Origin of the sequence: Herbaspirillum sp. DW155, from assembly GCF_037076565.1 — a bacterium.
Classification (GTDB): Bacteria; Pseudomonadota; Gammaproteobacteria; order Burkholderiales; family Burkholderiaceae_D; genus Herbaspirillum.
Map to the genome: position 1 here is coordinate 1,007,941 of NZ_AP029028.1, position 26,199 is coordinate 1,034,139.

Genomic DNA, 26,199 nt, shown 5'->3' on the forward strand with positions numbered 1-26,199 from the left:
TGTTGACAATGAAATTTCCGACAAGAAGAAAGACACCTCATGACCATCAAGACCACCTCTTTGCCCGCAGGTTTGCAGGGCTTTTCCCTTGAAGGCAAGCTGGCCCTCATCACCGGTTCCTCCGGTGGCATCGGCCTGGCGCTGGCGCGCGGCATGGCCGAAGCGGGCGCGGCCATCGTGCTCAACGGGCGTGATGCCGGCAAGCTGGCTAGCGTCGCTGCGCAATTGCGTGCCGAGGGCCACACCATCCATGAAGCCAGTTTCGATGCGACCTCAGCCGAGGACGTGAAGGCCGCGGTGCAGAAGATCGAAAGCGAGATCGGCGCCATCGGCATCCTGGTCAACAATGCCGGCATCCAGCGCCGCAATCCGCTGGAAGATTTCAAGGAATCGGACTGGCATGACCTGATCAACACCAACCTCAACAGCGTCTTCTATGCCGCGCAAGCGGTGGCGCGCCACATGATCCCGCGCGGTGCCGGCAAGATCATCAACATCTGCTCGGTGCAGAGCGAGCTGGGCCGTCCGGGCATTGCGCCCTATACCGCCACCAAGGGCGCGGTGAAGATGTTCACCAAGGGCATGGCCATCGACTGGGGCAAGTACGGGTTGCAGGTCAACGGTCTGGGGCCGGGCTATTTCAAGACCGAGTTGAACATGGCCCTGGTCAACGATGCCAAATTCAGCGAATGGCTGGTGGGCCGCACCCCCTCGCGCCGCTGGGGCGACGTCGAAGACCTGGTGGGCGCGGCGGTGTTTCTGGCCAGCGATGCCTCGCGTTTCGTCAACGGTCACATCCTCTACGTGGATGGCGGCGTGACTGCCACCTTGTAATATTTGATTTCGGAGAAGACCATGCAAGAAGGACTCGTCATTCACGCGCCGCACGACCTGCGCATCCAGACTCTGGAGACCGGCCCCCTGCAGCCGCAGCAACTGAAGGTCAAGGTCAAGGCCGGCGGCATCTGCGGCTCGGACCTGCACTACTACCACCACGGCGGTTTCGGGGTGGTACGCATCAAGGAACCGATGGTGCTGGGCCATGAAGTCTCGGGCCAGATCGCCGAAGTCGGGTCGGCCGTCACCGACATCGCGCCCGGCACGCGCATCGCCATCTCGCCCAGCCGCCCCTGCGGTCTCTGCAAGTACTGCCAGGAAGGCAAGCAGAACCACTGCCTGGACATGCGCTTCTACGGCAGCGCCATGCGCACGCCGCACGTGCAGGGTGCGTTCCGCCAGGAAATCATCATCGAGCGTGCGCAGGCCCACATCGTGGCCGATCACGTCAGCGATGGCGAGGCCGCCATGGCAGAACCGCTGTCGGTGGCGCTGCACGCGGTGCGCCGCGCCGGCCCGCTGGTGGGCAAGCGCGTGCTGGTGACCGGCTGTGGTCCCATCGGTGCCCTGGTGGTGGTGGCCGCACGCCGCGCCGGCGCGCTGGAAGTGGTGGTCACCGACGTGGCCGCCATGCCGCTGCAAGCCGCCTTGCAGGTGGGCGCCGACCGCGCCATCAACATGGCCGAGACGCCCGATGCCCTCAAGGCTTATGCCGCCGACAAGGGCAGCTTCGATGTGCTCTTCGAAGCCAGCGGCAATGAACGTGCGCTGGTGGGTGCGCTGGAAGCCTTGCGTCCGCAGGCCGTCATCGTGCAGGTCGGTCTGGGCGGGGATATCCAGTTCCCGGCCAATCTGCTGGTGGGCAAGGAACTGGAGTGGCGCGGCGCTTTCCGTTTCCATGAAGAGTTCGCCATGGCGGTGGAACTGATGAACCGCAGGCTGGTGGATGTGAAGCCGCTCATTACCGCCACCTATCCCATCGCCCAGGCAATAGAAGCCTTCGAGGTTGCCGGCGACCGCTCGCGCATGATGAAGGTGCAGATCCGTTTTGACTGAATCTGCGCGGTGGCCTGATGGCGCGCCACTGCAAGGATTCGTGAGGATGCCGTCCGCAGTGTTGCTGGGCGGCATTTTTGTTTTTATCCGTCGGGAGACGATACGGACATCGATTGACAAGCCTTGTCGTGCGCTATAAGTTCGTTGCCAAGTCTGTATGGCGCAGCAGGGGAGGGGGCGCGCCATGTCATGCAGCCATCGCAACACCTCTGGGGAGAGGAAATCATGTCCAGGCCCGGACTTCGCACGCTCACCGTCGGCCAGCGCCTGTCGGTGCTGGTCCTGTTGGCCTTGTTGGGGCTGATCGCCACGGCCGCCGTCAGCTTGCGCCAGATCGAGAGTGTCTATCACGCGGCCAGTTACGCACAGGTCAACACCGTGCCCAGCGTGACCACGCTGGATGATACGCAGGCCGCGTTCAACGCCATCCAGGGGCGCATCTATCAGTATCTGGTCAACCGCGACCCGCATGACCGCAGTCGTCTGCTGCACGAAATGGAAGTGCAGCGCAAGCACATGCACCGGCATCTCAAGACCTATGCCGATGCCTACGTCACCGACGAGGCTGATGGTGCCATGCTGGCCGATGACAAGGCACGCATCGTCGCCTTCGAGGAAGTGGTGCAGCGCTTGCTGGCGGTGGCCGAACAGGACCGGATCGAGGACAGCCTGGGCCTGTCGATCCTGGAGTTTCGCGCCGCGATCGATACCGTGCAGGCCACCTTTGCGCGCCATCGTTCCTACAAGATCGCGCAGGGCGAGGCTGGAGGCATCAGTGCGCGCGAGATCATCAGCGATGCCCTGGAGACCGTGACCCAGGTGGCCGGTGGTGTGCTGTTGTTGCTACTGGTGGCCGGATGGCTGCTCACCCGCACGCTGCTGCGCCAGATGGGGGGCGAGCCGGGCGACGTGGTGACGGTGATGCAGCGCCTTTGCGAGGGTGACCTGGTGCAGACGATCACGCCCAGGTCCGGCTACCGCAACAGCATGATGCACGCGATCCAGAAGATGATGGCGCGGCTGGCCCAGGTGGTGACCGAGGTACGCGACAATGCCGAAGCCTTCGTCAGCACCGCCGAGGAAGTCAGCGCGACGGCGCAATCGCTCTCGCGCGCCTCCAGCGAGCAGGCGGCGGGGGTGGAGCAGGCCAGTGAAGCGCTGGCGATGATTCACGGCGGCATCATGAGCGCTGCGCAGAATGCCCGGCAGACCGACCAGATCGCCTCGGCCGCTGCGCTGGAGGCGCGCCAGTGTGCCGAGACGGTCAAGCAGATGGTGGCGGCCATCCAGCAGATTGCCAGCAAGATCGAGGTGATCGATGACATCGCTTACCAGACCAACCTGCTGGCCTTGAATGCCACCATCGAGGCGGCGCATGCGGGTGAGCACGGCACCGGGTTTGCCGTGGTCGCCGCCGAAGTGCGGCGGCTGGCCGAGCGCAGCCAGTCGGCGGCCCAGGAGATCGATCAGGTGGCGCGCGACAATGTGGCCCTGGCCTGCGCAGCCGAACGACAGCTCAACGACATGGTACCGACCATCGCCCGTACCTCGGCGCTGGTGCAGGATATCGTGCAATCGGCCGACCAGCAGACAGCCGCCGTCAGCCAGATCAGCACTGCCGCCAGGGAACTGGCCCAGGTGATCCAGCAGAATTCACTGAGTTCGGAAGAACTGGCCGTGACTTCGGAAGATCTCAACCGCCGCGCGGTCCAGTTGCAGACGACGGTGAGTTTCTTCCAGTGCCAGCAGGCGCGCGGCACGCAAGCCAGCCAGGCTTAGGGCCTGAGCAACACCTTGATCGAGTCCATCGAGTCGGCCATCTTGATGGCGGCTTCCCAGTCCGACAGGGCATAGTTGTGCGTCACGATGCCGCGTGAGGTCACCAGGTCGCGTGCCAGCAGGTCGATGGCGATGGGGTAGCAATCGCCGCTGAGGTGCGCGCCGCGCAGATCCAGTTCCTTTTCTTCACCGATGATGGACCAGTCCACCGTGGTGTCGCGGCCAAAGACGCTGAACTCCACGAAGCGGCCCAGCTTGCGAATCATGTCCAGCCCTTGCGTCACGCCGGCGGGTGCGCCGGTGGTTTCGATGTAGACGTCGCAACCATATTGCCCGGTGGCCTCTCGCACGATCTTCTGCGCATCCTCGCGGCCGGGGTTGATGACGATATCGGCCCCGTATTCCCGCGCCAGTTGCAGGCGCTGGTCGGAGAGGTCGATGACGATCAGCTTCTTCGGTGTCTTCAGGTGCGCCACCTGCACCATCAGCAAGCCCAGCGTGCCCGCACCGGCGATCACCACCACGTCATCGAGCTGGATGTCCCCCCGGTTGACGGCGTGGATGGCGCAGGACAGTGGTTCGGTCACCGCCGCATCCTCAAAGGAGATGTGCTCCGGAATCTTGTGGATCACTGCCCGCGCCGACAGGCGCATGTAGTCGGCCATGCCGCCCTCGGCCACCTGGCGCTGGAAGCCGTAGACATCATGCACCTCGCACATCCAGCGATAGCCGGTCTTGCAGTAGCGGCACTTGCCGCAAGGGACGATCTGTTCGGCGATCACCCGGTCTCCCACTGCTACGCCGTGGTGCTCGGCTGCGCCCGGCCCCATCTCCACCACATGGCCCCAGAATTCATGGCCGGGAATTACCGGTGGCTTGACGTAGGAGGGTTTGTTCTTGACCTCATCGCCCCAGAAGCGCGCGGCACCGGCGAAGCACTTGCAGTCACCGGCACAGATGCCGCACGAGGCGATCTTGATGATGACCTCATTGGGACCGGCCGCCGGCCGCTTGACCCGTTGCAGGCGATAGTCGCGTGGCGCGTGGCAGACCACGGCCAGCATGTCGTCGTCATGGAAATGCATGATGGGATGTCCTTATTCGGGAGATTGGTGGAGCAGGCCGGTCTGTAGCGACTTGGCCAGGCTGCCGAGGATCAGCGCGCAGGAACAGGCACCGGCATCGAGCACGCCGATGGAGCGCTCGCCCAGCCGGCTGGCCCGGCCGATGCGGGCCTGCAGGGCGCGGGTCGAATCGCGGCCGGTGTCGGCACCGCGCTGCATGGCTTGCAGGCAGGCGGCGAAGGACAGGTCGCGGCCCACTGCGAGGCGGAAGGCATCGCGTGCCGGGATCAGGCTGTCCATCAGGGTCTTGTCGCCGACCCTGGCTTCGCCGATGGCCTGCACGGCGGCAATGCCCTCGTCCAGGGCCTTCAGGAAGAGCTGGCGATCCAGTGTGGGCTGGCCTTCCAGTACCGTGCTCATGGCCATGAAGAAGCTGCCGTAGAGCGGGCCCATGGAACCACCAATGCCTTCCATCAGATTGAGCGAGAGCGTATCAAGGGCCGCGGCCAGCGATGCTTCGGGCGTTTGTCTGAGACGTTCACCACACAGGCTGAAGCCCTTGCTCATGTTGATGCCGTGATCGCCATCTCCGATGGCACCATCGACTTCGCTCAGCCAATCGCGGTGCTGATTGATAGTCGAGACCAGGTCCTGGACCACCCAGGCGGCCTGGCGCATATCGAATCCGGTGTTCATGGCCGCCCTCCCTGGCGCAGTCCGATACTGTCGCAGGGGGCGGCCAGGGACTGGTCCAGCTGCGCGTCCAGGCGCATCAGGGTGAGCGTTACGCCCATCATTTCCAGCGAGGTGAAGAGATTGCCCACGAAGCTGTGCGCCACCTGCAGACCGGCATCGCGCAGGCCATCGGCCACATCGGCATAGAGGATGTATTGCTCCATGAGCGGCGTGGCCCCCAGGCCCGAGAGCAGCACGGCGACCTTGTCGCCGCGTGCGAAGGGCAGGTCGGGCAGCAGCCTGTCCAGCATCAGGCGGGCCATGTCGCGCGCCGGGACCACGGCCTGCACCGATACCCCCGGCTCGCCGTGATGGCCGATGCCCACTTCCATCTCACCATGCCTGATCGTGAAGTTGGCCTTGCCGACTGCGGGGATAGTGCAGGCCGACAGGCCGATGCCGATGGAGCGCGTGTTGTCGATGGCCTTTTGCGCGGCCTGGATTACTTCGTCCAGCGTGCCGCCCTGCGCTGCGACCGCACCTGCGACCTTCCACATCAAAATTTCACCGGCCACGCCGCGCCGCTTGTCGGGCTGCTCGGGCGGAGCCGAGGCGGCGTCGTCATTGGCCACCACGGTGCGCACCTCGATGTCGGCGCGTTCGGCCAATTTGATGGCCATCTTCACGTTCATGTTGTCGCCCGCGTAGTTGCCATACAGGCAGGCGATGCCCTGGCCGCCATGGGCGAGCTGGAAGGCGTCCATGAAGGATTTTGCGGTGGGTGAGGAAAATACTTCGCCCACGGCCACGGCATCGACCAGGCCCTGGCCGAGGTAGCCGAGAAAGGCCGGTTCGTGCCCGGAGCCGCCACCAGTGACGATGCCCACGCGGCCCGGCGTGCCGGCGCCGCGATGGCGTAGCACGCGCGGATTGTCCGGGTGGGCGGACAGTCCGGGGTGCGCGGCCAGCACGCCGCGCAGCATGTCTTCGACGACCAGGTCGGGGTTGTTGACGATGCGATTGAGAGTCATGAATCAGTCCTTGGAAAAACGTCGGTCCACTGCAAAAACAAAGTGTCAGGTCACGGTGTAGCCGCCATCGATGAGGATGTTCTCGCCCGTGATCATGGCCGCCTGCGGGCTGGCGAGATAGGCCACCAGATGCGCCACTTCCTCGGGCTGGGCGAAGCGGCCCACGGGAATGCGCGCCCGCATGGCCAGCCCCACCGCACCCGCCCAGGCCTGTTTGCCCAGTTCGGTTTCCACCACCGTCGGTGAAATGGCATTGGCAGTGATGCCGTGGCGCGCCCATTCCAGCGCCAGCACGCGCGTCAACGCCACCAGTGCGGCCTTGCTGGCGCAGTAGGCGGCATGGCGCTCCAGTGCGACTACGCTGGCTTGCGAGGCGAGGTTGATGATGCGTCCGCCCTGCTGGCGCTGCATCAGTGGAAACACCGCCTGCGCCAGCAGGAAGGGAGCCTTCAGATTGATGGCCATGGTGCGGTCCCAGTCGGCGCAGGTGGCCGACTCGGCCTCCTGCAACAAGGCCACGCCGGCATTGTTGACCAGCACGTCGATGCGTCCGCATTGCTGTTCGACCTGGACGATGGCGCGGCCGATGGCGGCTTCGTCGCAGACATCGAGCACCAGGCCGAGGTGGGTGTGGTCCGGCCCGAGCTGTTGGGCCAGCTGCAGCACGGCGTCGCTGCGGTCCACCAGCACCAGCCGGGCACCGCAGCGCGCCAGCAGCTGGCTGGTGGCCAGCCCGATGCCGGCGGCAGCTCCGGTGACCAGGGCGACGCGTCCGGAAAAATCATGCGGCCGCGTCATGGCGTCGGCTGACAGCGCTGCGCTCATTTCTTGACCTTCTTCAGGAAGGCATCGGCGTTCTCCGGGGTGATGGTGGTCCAGGGCACGGTATAGGATTTCTCGGTGCCGCCCTTCCAGGGAAGCTTGTCGCCGTAGTCGGTCCAGATCGTCGAGCGTGGCTGGTAGGATGGCCCCTTGATGGCCCGCAAGGCCACATCCAGTGCGCCTTGCGCCTGCGCCTGGGCATCCTGGAACTGGGTCACCATTTCGCCGCGCTTGACTGCGGCGATGGCATCGGCAATGCCATCGATGCCGACCACCGGGATGGTCTTGGGATCGATACCCTTGGCCTTGATGGCCTGCAGTGCCCCCAGCGCCTCATCATCGTTCTGCGCCAGCACGCCCTTGATCTGGCCGGGATGGGCGGTGAGCCAGTTTTCCATCAGCGCCATCGATTCCGCGCGCGACCAGTTACCGGTTTTGCGGGCCAGCACCTTGACGTCCTTGTTGCGCGCCAGCACTTCATCATTGCCACGCGCACGCTCGATCTGCGCGGACTGGCCGATGGGCCCTTCGATCATGACGATGTTGCCCTTGCCGCCGATGGCCTTCATCAGCGCCTCCGCTTCGAGGCGACCGGCCACCACGTCATCGTTGCCGACGTAGGACGTCAGCACGTCGCCTTGCACGCGGGTATTGGAGCCGATCACCGGGATGCCTGCCTTGACCGCCTTCTGCACCGGTGCCGCGCCCGCCTTGAGGTCGATGGGCACGAAGATGATGGCGTCGTACTTTTGCAGGATCATCGTGTCGAACTGGTTGCTCTGGGTGAGGGCGTCGTAGTTGCCGTCGAAGATGGTGACCTGCACGCTGCCATCCTGTACCGCCGGATGTGCCTTGAGCTGGTTGCTCCACATCTGCATGAATTCGCCCTTGAGGCCGTAGACGGCCGCGCCGATGCGCAGGGGTTTGTTCTGGGCGCTGACACCGGTGGCTACGGCCATCAGCAGCAGGCTGGCGAGGGTTTTCTTGATCATGAATCGTCTCCGTGTGAGTTGTTGTGGGACTTCAGTTTTTCTTGCGCGAGGAATCCAGCAGGACAGCGCCGACGATGATCACGCCCTTGATGACTTGCTGGTAATAGGAAGACACGCCGAGCAGGTTGAGCCCGTTGTTGATGACGCCGATCAGCAGCGCACCCACGACGGTCCCGCCCAGGGTGCCGGTGCCGCCCGAAAGCGAGGTGCCGCCGATGACGACCGCAGCAATCGCATCCAGTTCATAGGACACGCCGGCCTGCGGCAGTGCCGCCGTGGTGCGTGCGGCCAGCAAGACGCCGGCCAGCCCGGCCAGCAGGCCACTGATGACGTACACCGCGAAATAGACCTTGCGGGTATCGATGCCGCTGGTCTTGGCGCTGCGCGCATTACCGCCGACGGCATAGATGTAGCGACCATAGACGGTGAAGCGCAGCACGAACCACGACACCGCGATGACCACGCCGAAGATGACGATGGGCACCGGCACGTGCAGGATCTGCCCGCCACCGATGGAAAGCAGGCCGGGCGGCAGGTCCGAGACCGGCATGCCGTCGTTGTAGATGTAGGTGGCACCGCGTGCGGCGCTCAACATGCCCAGCGTGGCGACGAAGGAAGGCACGGCCATGCGCGCCACCAGCAGGCCGCTGATGGCACCCAGCGCGGCACCCGCGCCCAGTCCGGCCAGTACCGCTACCGCAGGCGGATAGCCGCCGCCGGTGGCCAGCCATGCCGTGACCATGCCGGAGAAGGCCAGCAGCGCACCGACCGACAGGTCGATGCCGCCAGTGAGCACCACATAGGTCATGCCGATGGCGAGGATGCCGTTGATGGAGGTCTGGCGCAGGATGTCAGTCCAGTTTTCCAGCGTCATGAAATACGGCGTGGCCAGTGAGAGCGCGATGCACAGCACGATCAGGGCCGCCAGCACACCGTAGCGCGCATAGGTCTGGCGCAGGCTGGTGAAGGAGGGCGAGGCCAGCCGGCCGACGGAGAGGGAAGTGGGTTTGGTCATCATGGGTTCGTCGTGGATCGTCAGTAGATCGTCGGTGGATCGTCATCGGGATACATCAGGCCGGCATCGCAGACGGGTGCGTCATGGCAGGCACGCACTGCGCTCCCTGCTCATGAGGCCAGGTGCAGCAGTTCTTCCTGAGTGGTGGCATGCGCATCGACCACTTCCACCACGCGACCGCGTTTGAAGATGGCGATGCGGTCGCACAGGTCGAGGATCTCCTGCGCTTCGGAAGACACCACCAGGGCGGCACCGCCGTCCTGCACGAAACGGTCGATCAGCTGGTACACCTCGCGCTTGGCACCTTCATCAATGCCGCGCGTGGGTTCGTCGCACAGCAGGCACCGTGGCTGGGTCGAGAGACAGCGCGCCAGCACCACCTTCTGCTGGTTGCCGCCGCTCATGGAGGAGACCGGCAGATGCGGTGAACTGACCTTGATCTGCAGGCGCTGGATCATCTGCCGCACCAGCGTATCGACGCGGCTGCGCCGGATCAGCGGCAGGCGCGACATGCGTCGGTAGGCGGCCAGCACGATGTTGTCCTGGATCGAGGCGCACAGCACCAGACCGCTGTCCTTGCGGTCTTCGGTCACCAGCGCCAGGCCGGCGGCGATGCTGGCCGCGGGCCGGCCGGCGGGCAAGGACTGCTGCCGCAGCGTGACGGCACCCTGGTCGGGCCGGGTCAGGCCGTAGATGCAATTGAGGTATTCGCTGCGGCCCGAGCCCATCAGGCCATAGATGCCGACCACTTCGCCTGCATGGACCTGCAGCGAGACCTGGTGGAATTCCCCTTGGCGACCCAGCGCTTCGGTCGACAGGATCGCCTCCCCACCCTGGCGACGGCGGCGTTCCTGCACCTGCAGCGTGCGGCCGACGATGGCCTTGACCAGGCTGGCACGGTCGATATCGCGGATCAGGCCGGTCTCGACGAAGCGGCCATCGCGAAAGACGGTGTAGCTGTCGGCGATCTGGAAGATTTCGGAAAGACGGTGCGACACATAGATGATGCCGGTGCCTTGCGCGGCCACGCTGCGGATGGCGCGGAACAGGACTTCGGTCTCCTTTTCGCCGATGGCCGAGGTGGGTTCGTCCATGATCATGACATCGCAGTCGTGGCTGAAGGCCTTGGCGATTTCCACCAGCTGCACCTGGGCCAGGCTCAGGTCCTGCATGCGGGCGCGCGCATCGACCTGGAATTGCAGACGATCCAGCAGCGCCTGCGCCTGCCGCTCCATGGCGCGGGTGTTGACACAGACCCCGGCCACGCGCGGCTCACGGCCGAGGAACAGATTTTCCGCCACGCTCATGCCGGGGATGGGCGAGAGTTCCTGCGTGATGATGGCAATGTGGTGCTGCAGGGCTTCGGCAGGCGAATGGAAATCCACCGGCTGACCCTTGAGGCGAATCTCGCCGCCGTCCCGTCGCAGCAGGCCCATGATGATGGCCAGGAAGGTCGACTTGCCGGCACCGTTGCCGCCGCACAGCGCATGCACGCTGCCCCGCTTCAACTGCAGACGTCCGTCTGCCAGTGCCACGACCTCGTGGAAGGACTTGCTCACTCCATGTGCTTCCAGCAAAAGCTCTGCCATGGCTGTCTCCATACATGCGCTGGTCAAATGTCCAGCGATGGGTAAATGTTTGTTGTGAGCCCATCATTGCAAAGAATTTTTTTGCTGTCAATGCTCATTTGCTCATCGTTTTAAATAACTTTTCCTTCTGTTTTGCGCCGCAATAATGCAATTCAGAGGCATAAAAGGTGAATTTATGCGGTTTTTGTGGCGTAACGATCACTTTTGCATTAGTCTCTCGGTGAACAAATGCTCTTGCATGAATAAATATTCTGGCGGGGCATGAGCAAAGCAGTTCATCGTCACCAGGAGACAAGGATGAAAATAGGCATCGGATGCGACGAAGCGGCGTATGCGCTCAAGGAGGTCATCAAGGGCCATCTGGCAGCCAAGGGCCTTGACGTGGTGGACTACGGCACCCATGATACGGAGCCCGTGATTTACCCCGACATCGCCTTCGCGGTGGCCGAACAGATCAGGCAAGGGGTGATTGGCCGCGCCGTCCTGTTGTGCGGTACGGGCATCGGCATGGCGATCTCGGCCAACAAGGTGCCGGGGGTGCGCGCGGCGCAATGCCACGACACCTATTCCGCCGAACGGGCCAGCAAGAGCAATGACGCCCAGATCATCACCCTGGGCGCACGCGTGGTCGGGACCGAACTGGCCAAGGCCATCGTCGATACCTGGCTGGCGGCGGAGTTTTCAGGTGGGCGCTCGACCGAAAAGCTGGAGCGCATCAAAGAGTATGAACATCATTTGCACAATACCAAGCGCCCATAGGCGCAGCGCTGCCGGGTGCAAGCCGGCAGCCATGCAGAGGCACACGCAAGCTAAGGGGGGAATCCATGTCCATGGATGAATTGACGCGTCTGGCCACGCTGTATTACGTCGATGGTCTGACGCAGCAGGAGCTGTCGGAGCGTTTTTCGATTTCACGCGCTTCGATTGCGCGCATGCTCAAGCGTGCCCAGGATGAGGGCATCGTGGAGATCCGCGTGCGCCATCATCCGGGCCAGACCATTGAGCTGGAACATGCGCTGATTCAGCGTTTCGGTATCGAGCGCGCGCTCATCTCGGTCAGCCACAACGACCAGAACCGCCAGCGCGCCATGCTGGCCGGGCTGGTGGCCAATCATCTCGACCGCAGCCTGACCGATGACAGCATCGTGGCCGTCGGTATCGGGCGCAACATCAATGCGGTGTCCGAACACGCGGTGTCCAATACGCGGCGCAGCGCCACCTTCGTCTGTGGTATCGGCGGTTACTATCGCGGTGGCGAAGCGATGAACTCCGATCACATCTGCCGTCGCCTGGCCTCGCGGTTCGGTGGCGACAGCGAGACGCTGTATGCCCCGGCACTGGTCAACAATGCAGCCATGCGCGATGCCCTGCTGGCCAACGATGCGGTCCGTCCGACGCTGGACAAGGCGCGCCGCGCCCATGTGGCACTCATTGGTGTGGGCGATATCAATGAAGACAGTCCGATGGTGCGCATGGGCTGGTTCTCGCCTCAGGAAATCCTGGAGCTCAAGCGCCATGGCGCGGTAGGCGACATGATGGGCTATGACTTCATCAACATTCAGGGCGAACCCGTCCGTACGGAAACGCACTCGCGTGTCATCGGCCTGACGGTGGATGACTTGCGGCGCATTCCCGACGTCATCGCAGTCGCCAGCGAAAGCGGCAAGGCCAGCGCCATGCTGGGCGCACTGCGCACCGGCACCATCAAGACGCTGGCCACGACCGACAGCATTGCGCATACGCTGCTTACCTTGGAAGAGGCGACCAGGAAGAACACCGCGTGAGCTGAATCGAAGGGCCGGCGAGCTTGTTCCTGCTGACCCCTGCGCAATGAAGAAGGCCGCATCGCGCAGACGATGCGGCCTTCTTTTTGTTGAGCACGTTGTGGAAAAAGGCGCAGCTGCGCCGCTCTCCTTAACGCAATGCGTCGACGATCTGCTCCAGCTTCACCGCATCGGCGGCGAACTGGCGGATGCCTTCGGCAAGTTTTTCGGTGGCCATCGCATCACCGTTCAAGGCCAGGCGGAAGGCCTTTTCATCCAGCGAGATGCGCTCGATATCGGCGGCATCGGCCGCTTCCTTGCTCAGCTTGCGTTCGACCGGTGCATCGGTGTCGGCCAGCTTTTGCAGCAGGTCCGGGCTGATGGTCAGCAGGTCGCAACCGGCCAGCTCGACGATCTGCGAGGTATTGCGGAAGCTCGCACCCATCACTTCGGTGGTGTAGCCGAACTTGCGGTAGTAGTTGTAGACCGACTTGACCGATTGCACGCCCGGATCATCGCTGCCGGTGTATTCCTGGCCGGTGGATTTCTTGTACCAGTCATAGATGCGGCCGACGAAGGGCGAGATCAGCTGGACCCTGGCCTCGGCGCAGGCGATGGCTTGCGGCAGCGAGAACAGCAGGGTCAGGTTGCAGCGGATGCCATCCTTTTCCAGAATCTCGGCGGCACGGATGCCTTCCCAGGTGGAGGCGATCTTGATCAGCACGCGCTCGCGGGCGATGCCGGCTTCTTCATACAGACGGATCAGCTCGCGGCCCTTGGCGACCGTGCCTGCGGTATCGAAGGACAGGCGCGCATCGGTCTCGGTGGAGACGCGGCCCGGGATGAGCTTGAGGATTTCCAGCCCGAAGGCGATCAGCAGGCGATCGATGATCTCATCGGTGCTCTTGCCGGCATGCGCCTTGACCACCGACTCCAGCAGCGGCTTGTACTCGGCCTTCTGCACGGCCTTGAGGATCAGCGAGGGATTGGTGGTGGCGTCCTGCGGGGCGAAGGCCTTCATCGCCTGGAAGTCGCCGGTATCGGCCACGATGGTGGTGTACTGCTTCAACTGGTCAAGCTGGCTCATGGAAAGTCCTGTTGCTAAAAGAATGAAAGGGACCGCGGCATTGTACGCATGGATGCTGCGCTGTCTGTCGGTCAATGGCTGATCCTTGATCCGTCGCAGTCCTCTCAACGGAAGAAGGAGTCGAATTGCATGTCGAATTTCTGCAGCGACTTCTGGGCGTTCTGCATTTTCTTGCGGAATTCCGGTCCGCGCCGCAGGGCCAGGCCCACGGCGAGGATGTCGATCACCACCAGGTGCGCCAGGCGCGCCGAGATGGGCGTATAGGGATCGATGTTGAAGGACAGGTCGATGGGCACCAGCACCGTGGCCAGTTCGGCCAGGGGGGTGCCGGACGGACCCAGCACGATGATGTCGGCGCCGCCCTTGCGCGCCAGCTGGATCGAGCGCAGCAGGGCCGCGTTGCCGCCACGCTGCGAGATCGCCACCACGCAGTCCCCCGCTTTCAGCAGCGAGGCCGCGATGCTGTGAATGTGCGGGTCGGAATAGGCCACCGTGGGCACACCGGAGCGGAAGAACTTGTGCTGCGCGTCGTTGGCCACGATGCCGGAGGTTCCCTGGCCGTAGAACTCGATCTTGTTGGCACGCGCCAGCACGTCCAGCGCCAGCTGGATGGCATCCGGGTTCAGGTGGTTGCGCAAGTCCAGCAGGGTATTGATGGAGCGGCTGCAGATCTTGTTGACCAGATCGGCGGCCAGGTCATCCTGGGCCAGTGTCTCGTCGGCGCCGGGCAGTGCCAGTGCCAGGCTCTGCGCGAGTTTCAGTTTGAAGTCATGCCAGCCCTCGTAACCGATGGCGCGGCAGAAGCGGATCACGGTCGGTTCCGACACTTCCGCATTCTTGGCCAGCGCCGTCAGGTTCTCCGCCAGCGCCAGTTGCGGATTGGCGAGGATGGTGGCCGCCACCTTCTTCTCCGATTTGGAGAGGGAGTTGATGTGGGTGCGGATGGAGTCGAGCAGCATGGACATGAGGTGGACCTGGTGATGCTGAGCGCGCTGCCTCAGACCTCGGGCAGCGCTTCTTCGCGCCACTGCAGACCATCGCGGCCGATGAGGGCGCTGGCGGCCGCCGGTCCCCAGGTGCCGGCGTTGTAGGGCACGGGGTCGGCTTCCTGCTGGTCCCAGTAGGTCAGGATCGGTTCCACCCATTCCCAGGCGGCTTCCAGTTCGTCGCTGCGCATGAAGAGCGTGAGGTGGCCGCGCAGCACATCCAGCAGCAGGCGCTCGTAGGCGTCCATGCGCGGGGTCTTGAATTTCTCGCGGAAGTCCAGTTCCAGTTCCACCGGGCGCAGGCGCATGCCGTCACCGGGCTGCTTGGCCATCAGGTTCATGTGCAGGCCTTCGTCGGGCTGCAGGCGGATCACCAGGCAGTTGGGCGTGTCGTTCTGATGCGCGAAGATGGAATGCGGCACGCTCTTGAAGCGCACCACGATCTCGGCCAGCGAATCGGCCATGCGCTTGCCGGTACGTAGATAGAAGGGCACGCCGGCCCAGCGCCACGTATCGATCTCGGCCTTCACGGCCACATAGGTCTCGGTGCGCGAATCGGGGTTGGCATCGGCTTCCTTGCGGTAGCCCGGCACGGCCACGCCATCGACGTGACCGGCGCGGTACTGGCCGCGCACCACGTTCATGGCCAGCGTGGTTGGGGTAAAGCGCTTGAGCGAGCGCAGCACCTTCAGTTTTTCGTCACGCACGGCATCGGCCGAGTTGGACACGGGTGGCTCCATGGCCACGATACACAGCAGTTGCAGCAGATGGTTCTGCAGCATGTCGCGCAGTGCGCCGGAGGTGTCGTAGTAATCGAAGCGGCCGCCCACGCCAAGCTCTTCGGCGATGGTGATCTGCACATCGGAAATCCATTCGCGGCGCCACAGCGGTTCGAACAGCACATTGCCGAAGCGCAGCGCCAGCAGGTTCTGCACGGCCTCCTTGCCGAGGTAGTGGTCGATACGGAAGATCTGCGATTCCTGGAAGAAGCGGCCCACCTGCGCATTGATGTTGCGGGCGCTCTCCAGGTCGCGGCCCAGCGGCTTTTCCAGCACCACGCGCGAGGTCGGCGTGACCAGTCCGGCTTTGGACAGATTCTCGCAGATGGAGGCGAACAGGCTGGGCGGCGTGGCCAGGTAGAACACGCGGGGCAGGCCATCGACATTGCGCAGGGCTTCCTTCAGGTGGCTGAAGCTGTCCGCATCCTTGGCATTGACGGAGGCGTATTGCAGACGGTTGGTGAAGCGCTCCCAGACGGTGGCGTCCATGTTGGAAGCGGACACGTGGGGCTTGGAATCCTTTTCCACCAGCTTGAGGAAATCCTCGCGCGACTTTTCATCGCGGCCCAGGCAGATGATGCGTGCGTCGGCCGGCAGGTCGCGCGCGCGTTCGCGGGCGTACAGCGCCGGCAGCAGCTTGCGCATCGACAGGTCGCCGGTGCCGCCGAATAAAACCAGATCGAAATCAGAAGTAGCCATGGTGTGTTGTCTCTTGTGCGTGAAGTAGCGGATTGGAGCGCTACGTGGTTGCCAGCCTTACTGCGCCGCGCCGCTCGCCTGGCGGGCCAGGGCGATCAGTGCGCTGGTGGAGGCATCGTGCCGTGCGGCCTCCGGTGCGGTGTCGGACTTCAGTTCGGCCAGGATGGTCTTGGCCAGGACCTTGCCCAGTTCCACGCCCCACTGGTCGAAACTGTTGATGCCCCAGATCGCGCCTTGCACGAAAGTCTTGTGCTCGTAGAGCGCAATCATCGCGCCCAGCGCATGCGGGCTCAGTTCGGGCAGCAGCAGGGTATTGCTGGGACGGTTGCCGTCGAAGGTTTTGTGCGGGATCAGTGCCGCGAGTTCCGCTTCGGGCAGGCCCTGGGCCTGCAGATCGGCGCGTACTTCGTCGGCATCCTTGCCGCGCATGAAGGCTTCGGACTGCGCGAAGCAGTTGGCCAGCAGTGCTTCCTGGTGCCCGGCAATGCCGTGCGAAGGTTTCAGTACCGCGATGAAATCGATGGGGGTAATGTCGGTACCCTGATGCAGCAACTGGAAATAGGCGTGCTGGCCATTGGTGCCGACGTCGCCCCAGATGGCCGGGCAGGTCTGCACGGCAACGGGCGTGCCGTCGCGGGTGATGCGCTTGCCGTTGCTCTCCATGTCCAGCTGTTGCAGATAGGCCGGGAAGAAGCGCAGCCATTGGTGATAGGGCGCAATGGTGAGCGAGGCGCTGTCGAGGAAGTTGCGGTTCCAGATGCCCACCAGGGCCTGGATCACCGGCATGTTCACGGCAAGCGGTGCTTCGCGGAAATGGCGGTCCATGGCGTGGGCGCCGGCCAGGAACTGCGCGAAGTTCTCATAGCCGATCAGCAGTGCCACCGGCAGGCCGATGGCCGACCATACCGAATAGCGGCCGCCCACCCAGTCCCAGAAGGGGAACATGTTCTCGGTATCGATGCCGAAGGCGGCTACCTCACTGGCATTGGTCGAGACGGCCACGAAATGCCTGGCCAGGTCCTCGGACTTGCCATGCTGCAAGAACCAGGCACGCGCCGACTTGGCGTTGAGCATGGTCTCCTGGGTGGTGAAGGTCTTGGAGGCGACGATGAAAAGCGTGGTCTCGGGATTGATGCGCGAGAGCACCTCATCGAGATCGTGCCCGTCGACGTTGGAGACGAAGTGTGCGGTCAGCCGTGCGTGGCGATAGTCGCGCAGCGCCGTACAGACCATCTGCGGACCGAGGAAGGAGCCGCCGATCCCGATGTTGACGATATCGGTGATCTCGCGCCCGGTATAGCCGCGCCAGGCGCCGCTGCGCACGCGCTCGGAGAAGGCGCGGATGTGCTGCAGGACGGCGTGAACCTCCTGGATCACCGGCTGTCCGTCCACTTGGGCGTCGCAGGCATCGGCCGGCGCGCGCAGGGCGGTGTGCAGGACGGCGCGTTGTTCGGTAAAGTTGATCTTCTCGCCGCGGAACATGGCTTCGCGCAGCGCTTCCACACCGCGCTCACGGGCCAGGCTCAGCAGCAGCTCCAGGGTGTCGGCGTTGAGGCGGTTCTTGGAATAATCCAGCAGCAGCCCGGCCGCACGCACGTGCATGCGCTCGAAACGGTCGGGCTGTTGGGCGAACAGGTCGCGCAGGTGCCATTGAACTGCCGTGGCGTGATGTGCTTGCAATGCCTTGAAGGCGGCCGTGTCGGTCAGGGCGGTGGTATGCATGAGTTGGATGTCGGTTGGCTGTCGTGGCCCGGCAGGAGCAACGCCGGCCGTGGGCAGGTTCTCGGGACAACGCAGACGACTATACATCAAATGGCGTCAAAGTGGTAGTTTCACTACAGTTTATGACGCCCCCGTTACATTGCTGCGCGGCATCGTCATGATGAGCTTCCCGGTACGAAGTGATAAGGGTTTTGAAGCAGAATGTTCGTTACCAATGAAAAGGCATGCAGGACTGGCCTGCTGCAGCGCTCTAAGTGTATGATTTCATTCGGCCAAAATTGTGTAGTAAAATTACAGTGTTAACGCTAACAGGAAACCGACAATGCCTCTCAACGCTACCTTAGCCAGCGTCACCCAACGCATCGCCGAACGTAGCCGTCCTTACCGGACCGCTTATCTCGAACGCCTGGAAGCGGCGCGCCGCAAGGGCGCGCAGCGCGGCGCGCTGGCCTGCACGAACCTGGCCCACGGCTTCGCCGCCTTTCCCGCCAATGACAAGCTGAAGCTGAAGGAAGACAAGGCACCGTCGCTGGCCATCGTCTCGGCCTACAACGACATGCTCTCGGCGCACCAGCCCTTCGAGCGTTTTCCCCAGATCATCAAAGAAGCCGCACGTGAAGCCGGTGCCGTGGCGCAGTTCGCCGGCGGCACCCCGGCCATGTGCGATGGCGTCACGCAAGGCCAGAGCGGCATGGAGATGTCGCTGTTCTCGCGCGACGCCATCGCCATGGCGACCGCCATCGCGCTGTCGCACAACATGTTCGATGCGGCGCTGTACCTGGGCGTGTGCGACAAGATCGTGCCGGGCCTGTTGATCGGTGCGCTGCACTTCGGCCATCTTCCTGCCGTGTTCGTTCCGGCCGGGCCGATGACCAGCGGCATGAGCAACAGTGACAAGGTAAAGATCCGCCAGCTCTACACGGCCGGCAAGATCGGTCGCGCCGAACTGCTGGAAGCCGAATCCAAGTCCTACCACGGCGCCGGCACCTGCACCTTCTATGGCACCGCCAACAGCAACCAGATGCTGATGGAAGCCATGGGCCTGCACCTGCCAGGCGCCGCCTTCATCACCCCCAACACGCCGCTGCGCGATGCGCTCACGGCGGCTGCGGCCAAGCAGGCTGCCAAGATCACCGACCTCGGTTCGCAATACACGCCAGTGGGCCGCATGATCGACGAAAAGGCCATCGTCAATGCCATCGTCGCGCTGCACGCCACCGGCGGCTCCACCAATCACACCCTGCATCTGGTGGCCATCGCCAAGGCGGCCGGCATCGTGATCGACTGGGATGACTTCGACAAGCTCTCGGCCGTGGTGCCGCTGATCACCAAGATTTATCCGAACGGCACGGCCGATGTGAACCACTTCCATGCGGCGGGCGGTACCGGCTTCGTGCTGCGCGAGCTGATCGATGCCGGCCTGATGCATGACGACGTGACCACCATCCTCGGTCAGGGCCTGCGCCAGCACTGCAAGGAGCCGATGCTGGCCGCCGAAGGCGAGAACGGTCGTCCCGGCATCGTCACCTGGCATGACGCGCCAGCCCAAAGCGGCGACGAAGGCGTGCTGGGCACGGTGGCCAAGCCCTTTGCGGCCGATGGTGGCTTGAAGCTGCTGCAGGGCAACCTCGGCCGTGCCGTCATCAAGATCTCCGCCGTCAAGCCCGAGCATCGGGTGGTGGAAGCGCCGGCCATCGTGTTCCATTCGCAGGAAGCCTTCATGGCCGCCTTCAAGGCCGGCGAGCTGGACCGCGATTTCGTGGCCGTGATCACCTTCCAGGGTCCGCGCGCCAACGGCATGCCGGAGCTGCACTCGCTGACCCCGGCGCTGGGCATCCTGCAGGACAAGGGGCGTCATGTGGCGCTGGTCACCGATGGCCGCATGTCGGGCGCATCGGGTAAAGTACCTGCCGCGATCCACGTCACGCCGGAGGTGCTGGGCGGTGGTCCGCTGGGGCGCGTGCGCACTGGCGACATCATCCGCCTGGACGCCGATGCGGGTACGCTGCAAGCCAAGGTGGATGCGGCCGAGTGGGATGCGCGTGCCCAGGACAGCAGCGACCTCTCGGGCAATCAGCACGGCATGGGCCGCGAATTGTTCAGCATGTTCCGCAACGCGGTGGGAACCGCAGAAGAGGGCGGCGCCACCTTCGGCCTGCCGCCGATTTTTGAGAAAGAGAAAGTCACGGTATGAAGACCACACTGGAAATCATGCGCGCCTCGCCGGTCATTCCGGTGATCGCCATCGACAAGTTCGAACACGCCGTGCCGCTGGCGCGCGCGTTGGTGGCAGGCGGAATCCGCGTGCTGGAAATCACCCTGCGCACCGAGCATGGCCTGCCGGCCATCCGTGCCATTGCCGAGTCGGTGCCGGACGCCATCGTCGGGGTCGGTACGCTGACCTCGCCCGAAGAGTTCACGGCATCGCGTGATGCGGGCGCGGTCTTTGGCGTCTCGCCCGGCCTGACCCCGGCGCTGATCGAAGCGGCCAAGCGCAGCGGCCTGCCGCTGTTGCCGGGCGTGATGACGCCTTCGGAAGTGATGGCCGCACGCGAAGCGGGCTTCCGTCAGCTCAAGCTGTTCCCGGCCGTACCGGCCGGTGGCGTGGGCATGCTCAACGGTATCGCCGGTCCGCTGGCGGACGTGTCGTTCTGCCCGACAGGCGGCATCACGCAAGAGACGGCACCGCAGTTCCTGGCCTGCAAGAACGTGGTCTGCGTGGGCGGTTCCTGGCTGACCCCGAAGGCGGCCATCGAGGCCGGTGACTGGGACAAGATCACCGAGATCGCCAAGGCAGCGGCTGCGTTGAAGAAGGTTTGAGTTTTCCACAGCCTTGAGAGAAGACGGTGGCGGATTTTCGTACCGTCTGATCGATTCGGAAAGCCTCGGTTTGCAGCCGGGGCTTTTTGTTTTTGCATCAGGGAATCGGATCAATTTGCCCCGTGTCAGACTAGCCGCTCTCTTAGTCTTGTGTAGCACTTTGCGGGGTCGGCTTCGCCAAAACGCACTTCACAAAAAAGTCTGAACGCAGAACGCTCCGAACGCGAAAGCTCATCAATAGGAACGAAGTCAAGGCCCTTCCACGCTGGGTTGGAAAAGTAGAGTTGTAGAGAAGGTCGATGCTTGATGAACGGCTCCCAAGAAACCCCCATCTCATGATCCCCGACGATTTTTTCGAAACCAATAAAAGGCCATAGCGCGACCGTAGTCGCTATGGTGAACACTAGTTTGAACAGTAGTCTTCTCATGGTGGTGTCAAATTGAAATCCCGGCGCATCATTTCCACGAGGATCATCCCGTAGACGCCAGGGCATGCTCGGCTGGTGCCATGGGTAATCGCAAACTCTCGGTGGCCGCCCAGTGTCTTGATTTCGAAGAAATGGAGTAGGGTTTTGATCAATGCGAATGCCGCTTCGACCTGCTGTTCGGTTGGTTCGTCATGTGTAACGTCTGCCTTATCTTTCTGTTCGCCTAACCATTCTTTGATACCCGCTATGACGCCGCGCTTCTTGGTGACGTTCCATGCACCTGGTCCATGTCTTTCAGCTTCGCCACGGACCGTCAGATCGCTCAAAAACACGATGCCAATCACGCCGGTATTGCCGCCTTCGATGTGTGCCCCTCGGCAGCGAAGATCAAGCGCTTCGTAAATCACGCCCTGGCAGTCGATTGCGTAGTGGTAACTGAGGTTGCCGAACGATTGGATATCGGTGGCTTCCGCCTTTTGCATTTCGGTCGCCCCATCGGCCGCACAACTATAGCTGTTTCCTGCATGGTGTATTGCAATCGCCTTATAGTCCCAGTCTGCTTTGGGATTTGTCGTTGGTTCCTTCGCTTTCCAATCGGACCGTGTTTTGAATTGAATTTTTTTACGCCGAATTTCGACAATGATGGCCTGTCTGGTCGCAGCTTTGGAATCGACATTGACTTGTACCGTTTTGGTTGCGGTTCCCGACTTGGCTTCCATAGCAGTCCAGGTGTCGAAGGTACCTGTCTTGAGATCGTCGGGAGAGTTGCTGCTCATACTGTCAAGTCCTCCCGATCAATGTTGTCTCCCTTGGGCGACTTGAACATGAAGTGGACTCCGATCTGCTCCGGATGCGGGGCCTCGACAATTTCGGTGTAGCCCTCACGGTCGGTTATCCCGCCATGCTGCGTGGCGTTTTCACGCGTGAGAATGTAAATGCATCTTGGCACCGGCTGTCCAGTCTCGGGGTCAAGAGCCTGAAACCTGATTGTGTAGACCTGATTCTGATCAGGAGATAGGGCTATGACTTGGGATGCAGGTGCAGGGCCAGCGGTAACCGACGCGGAAGGTTCAGAATCATCGTCGATGGTCGCGGTATTCTGGCTGGCAATCAGTTTTGCGCCGCATGAGGTGATGTCATCCTGTCTGGCGATGTTCTGGCTGCTCCACATGGATGGAGCTCCTGTGATGATGGGAAATGCTCCTTTGCAGCGTGGGCAAGACACCAAGTCACCTTTGCGCGCTACGGACTTGCCATATATGGCGAAAGTATGATCGGCGCTGATGACGGTCCCACCGTGCGTGGTCCGGTCGCCGTAGCGAATGATAGGGCGCTTAGCCAATTTGCAGCCCTCCCGCCAATGCCTCGTATTTCATCTTGCTCCTTCCGGTTATCAGCGAACGCAGCTATCACAAAATCTCAGGACAGCATGTGATCTTCAGCATGCGAACAGAGGCGCGAGTGTACGGTTCGCCAACCAGAAAAAGACCTTCAACTTGAGAACAAAGGCAGCACTTTCGAAAAACATCGGATGTGACATCAAGTTCGAGTTCAAGAAAAAGGGCGGGAGCGATTGATTCGCTACCCGCCCTTTTCCTTTGCCTGCTTTTACTTCTTTATTCCTTGGTCACCATCCCCTGCTCCACCGGCCCCTGCGCCTGCTGCTTCAGCTTGTAAGCCAGCACCAGCAGGATAATGCCCAGCACGATCATCGGCACCGACAGCATCTGCCCCGCTGAAATGGTGATGCCGCCAAAATGCACCTCGTAATCCGGCACACGGAAATACTCGGTGAAGAAGCGCGCGCAGCCATACAGCAGCGAGAACATCGCCGCCACCGCCATGCGCGGACGGGCATGGCGCGCGAAGATCCACAGGATGATGAACAGCAGGATGCCATCGACCAGCATCTGATAGATCGGCGAAGGATGGCGCGGGATGTTGTCCACGTTGGGCCAGATCATGGCCCAGGGCAAGGAGGGATCGGCCGGTCGGCCCGGCAGTTCGGCATTGATGAAGTTGCCCAGGCGGCCGGCGGCATAACCCAGCGGCACCATGGGCGCGATGAAGTCCATGATGTCCATCAGGTTGCGCCCGCGCTTGCGGCCCCACAGGTACATCGCCAGCAGCACCCCGAGGAAGCCGCCGTGGAAGGACATGCCGCCCTTCCACACCGCGATCATGTCGGCCGGATGCGCAAAGTAATACGCCGGGTTGTAGAACAGGATCTCGCCCAGCCGCCCCCCGAGCACCACCCCGAGCACGCCATAGAAGAGCATGTCGTCGAGGTCTTCCTTCTTCCAGCCGACGGCGGCGATGTGCGGCTGCTTGATGCGCAGGCGTCCCAGCGCGATGAATTGGGCAAAGGCCAGCAGGTACATGAGGCCGTACCAGTGGACGGCCAGCGGCCCGATGTGGATGGCGATCGGGTCGGGCATGGGGTGGACGAGCATGAGTTTGATCTTTCTGTTGTTGGGCGGAACGGCGGTTGGAGCGCGGCGGCCTGCGCAAGTTCGCCAGAATGATTCCCGCAAGATGGGATCAGGTGGGCGTCTCCAGCTGGTCCAGCAATGCGCGCAAGACGCCTGAAGGGTTGTCGCGGCGCCAGGCCAGGCCGGTCTGGATCTCCGGTGCCGCATCCGAAAGCCGGCGGTAGTCCACGCCCGGGCGTTTCAGATTCGACACGGATTGTGGCACAAGCGCCATTCCCATGCCAGCCGAGACCAGGCCGACGATGGTCTGCATCTGGATCGCCTCCTGGCCGATGTGGGGCGTCACGCCAGCATCGCGAAAGCACGACAGGATGGTGTCATGAAAGGCCGGCGCAATGCGGCGCGGGAAGATGATCAGGGGCAGCTCGCGCAGGCTCTTCAACGAGACCGCTCCACGCTTACGGACCGCGCCTTCGGGGAGCGCTGCGATCAGCGGCTCCGACAGCACCGGCCGTACGTCCAGCACGGCAGCGGCTTTCTCCGGCAGCGGCGGCAGCAGCAGGCCGGCGTCGATCTTGCCCTGCATCAGGTCTTCCAGCTGGATATCGGTGGTGGCCTCGCGCAATTCGATCTGCACTTGCGGATAACGCGCCCGGAAGCGCTGCAGCAGCGGAGGCAGGATGCTGTAGTCGGCGCTGGAAATGAAGGAAAGCGATAAAAGTCCCGACGCCCCGCTGGCCGCGCGCCGGGCCAGATCGGGCAGGGCGGCCGCCTGTTGCAGGATGCGCTGCACCTCCGGCAGCAGGGCCTGGCCGGCCGGTGTGAGCGCCACGCTGCGCTTGGTGCGCTGGAACAGGGGCGTGCCCAGTTGTTCTTCCAGCGCGGCGATGGTCTGCGACAGCGGCGGCTGGGTCATGTGCAGGCGCGCAGCGGCGCGGCCGAAGTGCTTTTCTTCGGCGACGGCGGCAAAGTAGCGCAGTTGGCGCAATTCCAGGCGGGGGTGGTCGGACATGGACTGATAGCGGATCCGAATGAGTCGGGCGTCCATGATATCCCCGGCCCGCAGGAGCGACAAGGCGGTGAAGAGGTGATATTTCTGTCATGGAATTTGATCTATGACAGATATAGGCCAAGCCCCATAGAGGGCGCGCTGCGAAGGCGGGTAGAATAGCCCCGCCTGTGAAGCGCCTGGAGAATGCTGCCGCAGGCCAGTCCGTTCACCGCTTGCTGAGGAGCCCTAATGAAAACCCTGTTGTTGATCGCCACCCTGATGGCCGGATCGGCCCTGTCGGCCCAAGCCATGGCCAGTGAGCAGTTGGCCAAATCCAAGAATTGCATGGCCTGCCACTCGGTGGATGCCAAGATCGTCGGCCCCGCCTACAAGGAAGTGGCCAAGAGATATGCCGGCCAGAAGGATGCCGAAGCCAAGCTGGTCAAGAAAGTGCTCGAAGGCGGTAGCGGCGCATGGGGCGCGGTGGCCATGCCGGCCAACAAGGGCCAGGTGACCGAGGCTGAAGCGCATCAGCTGGTGAAGTGGGTGTTGAGCCTGAAGTGAGCGTGAATCATACGCAATGAAAAAAGGAGGCCGAGGTCTCCTTTTTCTTTTTCTTCCCCACGCGGCGATGCCGCTACTCAGGCCGAACGGGTGGTGAGGTCTCCTGCTCAAGCTATGCTGGCCCACTCATTCAATTGCTGGTTCTCTGCTGCCGCGCCACTTCCTTGCGCTTCATGGAGAGATATTCCTCGCGGCTGACCTCATGCAACTGGCGAGGATACTGTTCGGTCGCACCATACCAGGTCGTCAGCCGCTTCTCCAGGCGCTCTGCAGGCGGGGCGTCCAGAGCGGCGAGATAGGCATCGATGGCCAGGTAGTAACGCATGGTATTGCGCTCCACCGTGGCGCGGCTGCCCGAGACGTATTGCGGCTGTCCGTTGGCTTCGCGCCTGACGATGCTGAAGCCCACCTTGTCGCGGCCCACCGTCATGAGGTAGGCGCGCAGCGCCAGCCTGCTGGCCATGCCATAGGAATAGGCATAGCTGAAATGCAGGAAGGAGCGCTCGCCGTCCAGCGGGATGGCTTCGATCTCGATGCGGTAGTTGGAGGTGTCCAGCGGCCCCTTGTCGGCCAGCATCGAGGACGAGAAATAGTCCGCTGCGCTGATACCGCCGTGGTAGCGCAGGTCCACGCGATAGGTATCGTCGAGTTCCTGCTCGCTCTTCTTGCCGACCTGCATGCGCAGCGTGGTCTTGTCGCCTTCGCGCAGCAGCCGGCAGTACTTGGTGTTGAGGTGCAGGATCAGGATGTCGCACCAGTGTTCGGGACCGTCCAGCGAGCTGCGCACCCGGGCGAAGGGATAGTCGAGCACGGCGTAGATGTCGCCCTTGACGGTGCTGCCGTCCTCGCGTGAATTCAGGTAGAGCGGGCGGTGGTAGGCGTTGCTGCCGAGTTCGCCCTGCAGCTCCTCATGGCGGCTCTTCATGGCCGCTGCGCCGGTCTGGGTTTGCGCCTGCGCCCAGCTGCAGGCCACCAGCGCCAGGGCGGCAGGCATGAGACGCAGGCACAGGCACAAGTACAAGCACAAGCGGGACAAGGTGGATCGCACGCCGGACTCCTCTTCAAAAA

24 protein-coding genes are annotated in these 26,199 nt (G+C 63.0%); 8 read left to right on the top strand and 16 right to left on the bottom strand.

All coding sequences use genetic code 11. The features are described 5' to 3' along the window. The first annotated feature begins 39 nt into the window (after positions 1-39). The 3 genes from AACH55_RS04565 to AACH55_RS04575 all read left to right on the top strand — a co-directional run bounded on the left by AACH55_RS04565 (position 40) and on the right by AACH55_RS04575 (position 3,672). Positions 40-834: an SDR family NAD(P)-dependent oxidoreductase gene (locus AACH55_RS04565; RefSeq protein WP_338718246.1), complete on the top strand. Its 795-nt coding sequence runs from the start codon at positions 40-42 to the stop codon at positions 832-834. Positions 835-855: 21 nt separating this feature from the next. After that, the gene (locus AACH55_RS04570; protein ID WP_338718247.1) at positions 856-1,893 is read left to right on the top strand and encodes an L-idonate 5-dehydrogenase; all 1,038 of its coding nucleotides are present in this window, start codon (positions 856-858) and stop codon (positions 1,891-1,893) included. A 225-nt stretch (positions 1,894-2,118) separates the two neighbouring features. Next, complete coding sequence (locus tag AACH55_RS04575) at positions 2,119-3,672, top strand: methyl-accepting chemotaxis protein (protein WP_338718248.1); 1,554 nt, start codon at positions 2,119-2,121, stop codon at positions 3,670-3,672. Here AACH55_RS04575 and AACH55_RS04580 read toward each other — a convergent pair. The 7 genes from AACH55_RS04580 to AACH55_RS04610 all read right to left on the bottom strand — a co-directional run bounded on the left by AACH55_RS04580 (position 3,669) and on the right by AACH55_RS04610 (position 10,860). Continuing rightward, positions 3,669-4,757, bottom strand: coding sequence for an alcohol dehydrogenase catalytic domain-containing protein (locus tag AACH55_RS04580; protein WP_338718249.1), 1,089 nt, complete (start codon positions 4,755-4,757; stop codon positions 3,669-3,671). The genes AACH55_RS04575 and AACH55_RS04580 overlap by 4 nt on opposite strands. Positions 4,758-4,769: 12 nt before the next feature. Beyond that, entirely contained in the window at positions 4,770-5,432 is a 663-nt protein-coding gene (gene dhaL, locus AACH55_RS04585; protein ID WP_338718250.1) for a dihydroxyacetone kinase subunit DhaL, read from the bottom strand. Further along, entirely contained in the window at positions 5,429-6,442 is a 1,014-nt protein-coding gene (locus AACH55_RS04590) for a dihydroxyacetone kinase subunit DhaK (RefSeq protein WP_338718251.1), read from the bottom strand. Before AACH55_RS04590 ends, dhaL begins: the two co-directional genes overlap by 4 nt. A gap of 45 nt (positions 6,443-6,487) precedes the next feature. Continuing rightward, on the bottom strand, positions 6,488-7,267 hold the full coding sequence (locus AACH55_RS04595; protein WP_338718252.1) for a GolD/DthD family dehydrogenase: 780 nt from the start codon (positions 7,265-7,267) through the stop codon (positions 6,488-6,490). Next, a complete protein-coding gene (locus AACH55_RS04600; RefSeq protein ID WP_338718253.1) occupies positions 7,264-8,256 on the bottom strand; it encodes a substrate-binding domain-containing protein in 993 nt (330 codons plus the stop codon). The genes AACH55_RS04595 and AACH55_RS04600 overlap by 4 nt, the downstream gene beginning before the upstream one ends. 31 nt (positions 8,257-8,287) lie before the next feature. Continuing rightward, positions 8,288-9,274: an ABC transporter permease gene (locus AACH55_RS04605; protein WP_338718254.1), complete on the bottom strand. Its 987-nt coding sequence runs from the start codon at positions 9,272-9,274 to the stop codon at positions 8,288-8,290. Positions 9,275-9,381: 107 nt separating this feature from the next. Continuing rightward, entirely contained in the window at positions 9,382-10,860 is a 1,479-nt protein-coding gene (locus tag AACH55_RS04610) for a sugar ABC transporter ATP-binding protein (RefSeq protein ID WP_338718255.1), read from the bottom strand. A 297-nt stretch (positions 10,861-11,157) separates the two neighbouring features. Between AACH55_RS04610 and rpiB the strand changes: the two genes are divergently transcribed. Both rpiB and AACH55_RS04620 read left to right on the top strand, forming a co-directional pair. Continuing rightward, a complete protein-coding gene (gene rpiB, locus AACH55_RS04615) occupies positions 11,158-11,619 on the top strand; it encodes a ribose 5-phosphate isomerase B (RefSeq protein ID WP_338718256.1) in 462 nt (153 codons plus the stop codon). A 65-nt stretch (positions 11,620-11,684) separates the two neighbouring features. Continuing rightward, a complete protein-coding gene (locus AACH55_RS04620) occupies positions 11,685-12,644 on the top strand; it encodes a sugar-binding transcriptional regulator (protein WP_338718257.1) in 960 nt (319 codons plus the stop codon). 130 nt (positions 12,645-12,774) lie between these two features. Here the strand turns inward: AACH55_RS04620 and tal are convergent, their stop codons facing one another. The 4 genes from tal to pgi all read right to left on the bottom strand — a co-directional run bounded on the left by tal (position 12,775) and on the right by pgi (position 17,896). Then, positions 12,775-13,710 carry a transaldolase gene (gene tal / locus AACH55_RS04625; RefSeq protein WP_338718258.1) on the bottom strand — a complete coding sequence of 312 codons (936 nt, stop codon included), beginning with the start codon at positions 13,708-13,710 and terminating at the stop codon, positions 12,775-12,777. Between the two features lie 104 nt (positions 13,711-13,814). Further along, a complete protein-coding gene (locus AACH55_RS04630) occupies positions 13,815-14,669 on the bottom strand; it encodes an SIS domain-containing protein (protein ID WP_034310514.1) in 855 nt (284 codons plus the stop codon). A gap of 38 nt (positions 14,670-14,707) precedes the next feature. After that, positions 14,708-16,174: a glucose-6-phosphate dehydrogenase gene (gene zwf / locus AACH55_RS04635; protein WP_338718259.1), complete on the bottom strand. Its 1,467-nt coding sequence runs from the start codon at positions 16,172-16,174 to the stop codon at positions 14,708-14,710. 57 nt (positions 16,175-16,231) lie between these two features. After that, positions 16,232-17,896: a glucose-6-phosphate isomerase gene (pgi, locus tag AACH55_RS04640; RefSeq protein ID WP_338718260.1), complete on the bottom strand. Its 1,665-nt coding sequence runs from the start codon at positions 17,894-17,896 to the stop codon at positions 16,232-16,234. 322 nt (positions 17,897-18,218) lie between these two features. Here pgi and edd point away from each other — a divergent pair, with 322 nt between their 5' ends. After that, positions 18,219-20,090, top strand: coding sequence for a phosphogluconate dehydratase (edd, locus tag AACH55_RS04645; RefSeq protein ID WP_338718261.1), 1,872 nt, complete (start codon positions 18,219-18,221; stop codon positions 20,088-20,090). After that, on the top strand, positions 20,087-20,716 hold the full coding sequence (locus AACH55_RS04650) for a bifunctional 4-hydroxy-2-oxoglutarate aldolase/2-dehydro-3-deoxy-phosphogluconate aldolase (RefSeq protein ID WP_338718262.1): 630 nt from the start codon (positions 20,087-20,089) through the stop codon (positions 20,714-20,716). Before edd ends, AACH55_RS04650 begins: the two co-directional genes overlap by 4 nt. Positions 20,717-21,140: 424 nt before the next feature. On the opposite strand, the gene AACH55_RS04655 is transcribed toward AACH55_RS04650, so the two are convergent. From AACH55_RS04655 to AACH55_RS04670, 4 genes are all read right to left on the bottom strand, one after another. Next, positions 21,141-21,920: a peptidoglycan recognition family protein gene (locus AACH55_RS04655; protein ID WP_338718263.1), complete on the bottom strand. Its 780-nt coding sequence runs from the start codon at positions 21,918-21,920 to the stop codon at positions 21,141-21,143. Next, on the bottom strand, positions 21,917-22,486 hold the full coding sequence (locus AACH55_RS04660; RefSeq protein ID WP_338718264.1) for a PAAR domain-containing protein: 570 nt from the start codon (positions 22,484-22,486) through the stop codon (positions 21,917-21,919). The genes AACH55_RS04655 and AACH55_RS04660 overlap by 4 nt, the downstream gene beginning before the upstream one ends. Positions 22,487-22,760: 274 nt before the next feature. Continuing rightward, positions 22,761-23,597 (bottom strand): prolipoprotein diacylglyceryl transferase, encoded by an 837-nt coding sequence (gene lgt / locus AACH55_RS04665; protein ID WP_338718265.1) that lies wholly within the window; start codon positions 23,595-23,597, stop codon positions 22,761-22,763. A gap of 88 nt (positions 23,598-23,685) precedes the next feature. Next, the gene (locus AACH55_RS04670; protein ID WP_338718266.1) at positions 23,686-24,588 is read right to left on the bottom strand and encodes a LysR family transcriptional regulator; all 903 of its coding nucleotides are present in this window, start codon (positions 24,586-24,588) and stop codon (positions 23,686-23,688) included. Between the two features lie 228 nt (positions 24,589-24,816). Here AACH55_RS04670 and AACH55_RS04675 point away from each other — a divergent pair, with 228 nt between their 5' ends. Next, positions 24,817-25,131, top strand: coding sequence for a c-type cytochrome (locus AACH55_RS04675; RefSeq protein ID WP_338718267.1), 315 nt, complete (start codon positions 24,817-24,819; stop codon positions 25,129-25,131). A 130-nt stretch (positions 25,132-25,261) separates the two neighbouring features. Here the strand turns inward: AACH55_RS04675 and AACH55_RS04680 are convergent, their stop codons facing one another. Then, positions 25,262-26,125, bottom strand: coding sequence for a hypothetical protein (locus AACH55_RS04680; protein WP_338718268.1), 864 nt, complete (start codon positions 26,123-26,125; stop codon positions 25,262-25,264). Positions 26,126-26,199 lie beyond the last annotated feature (74 nt).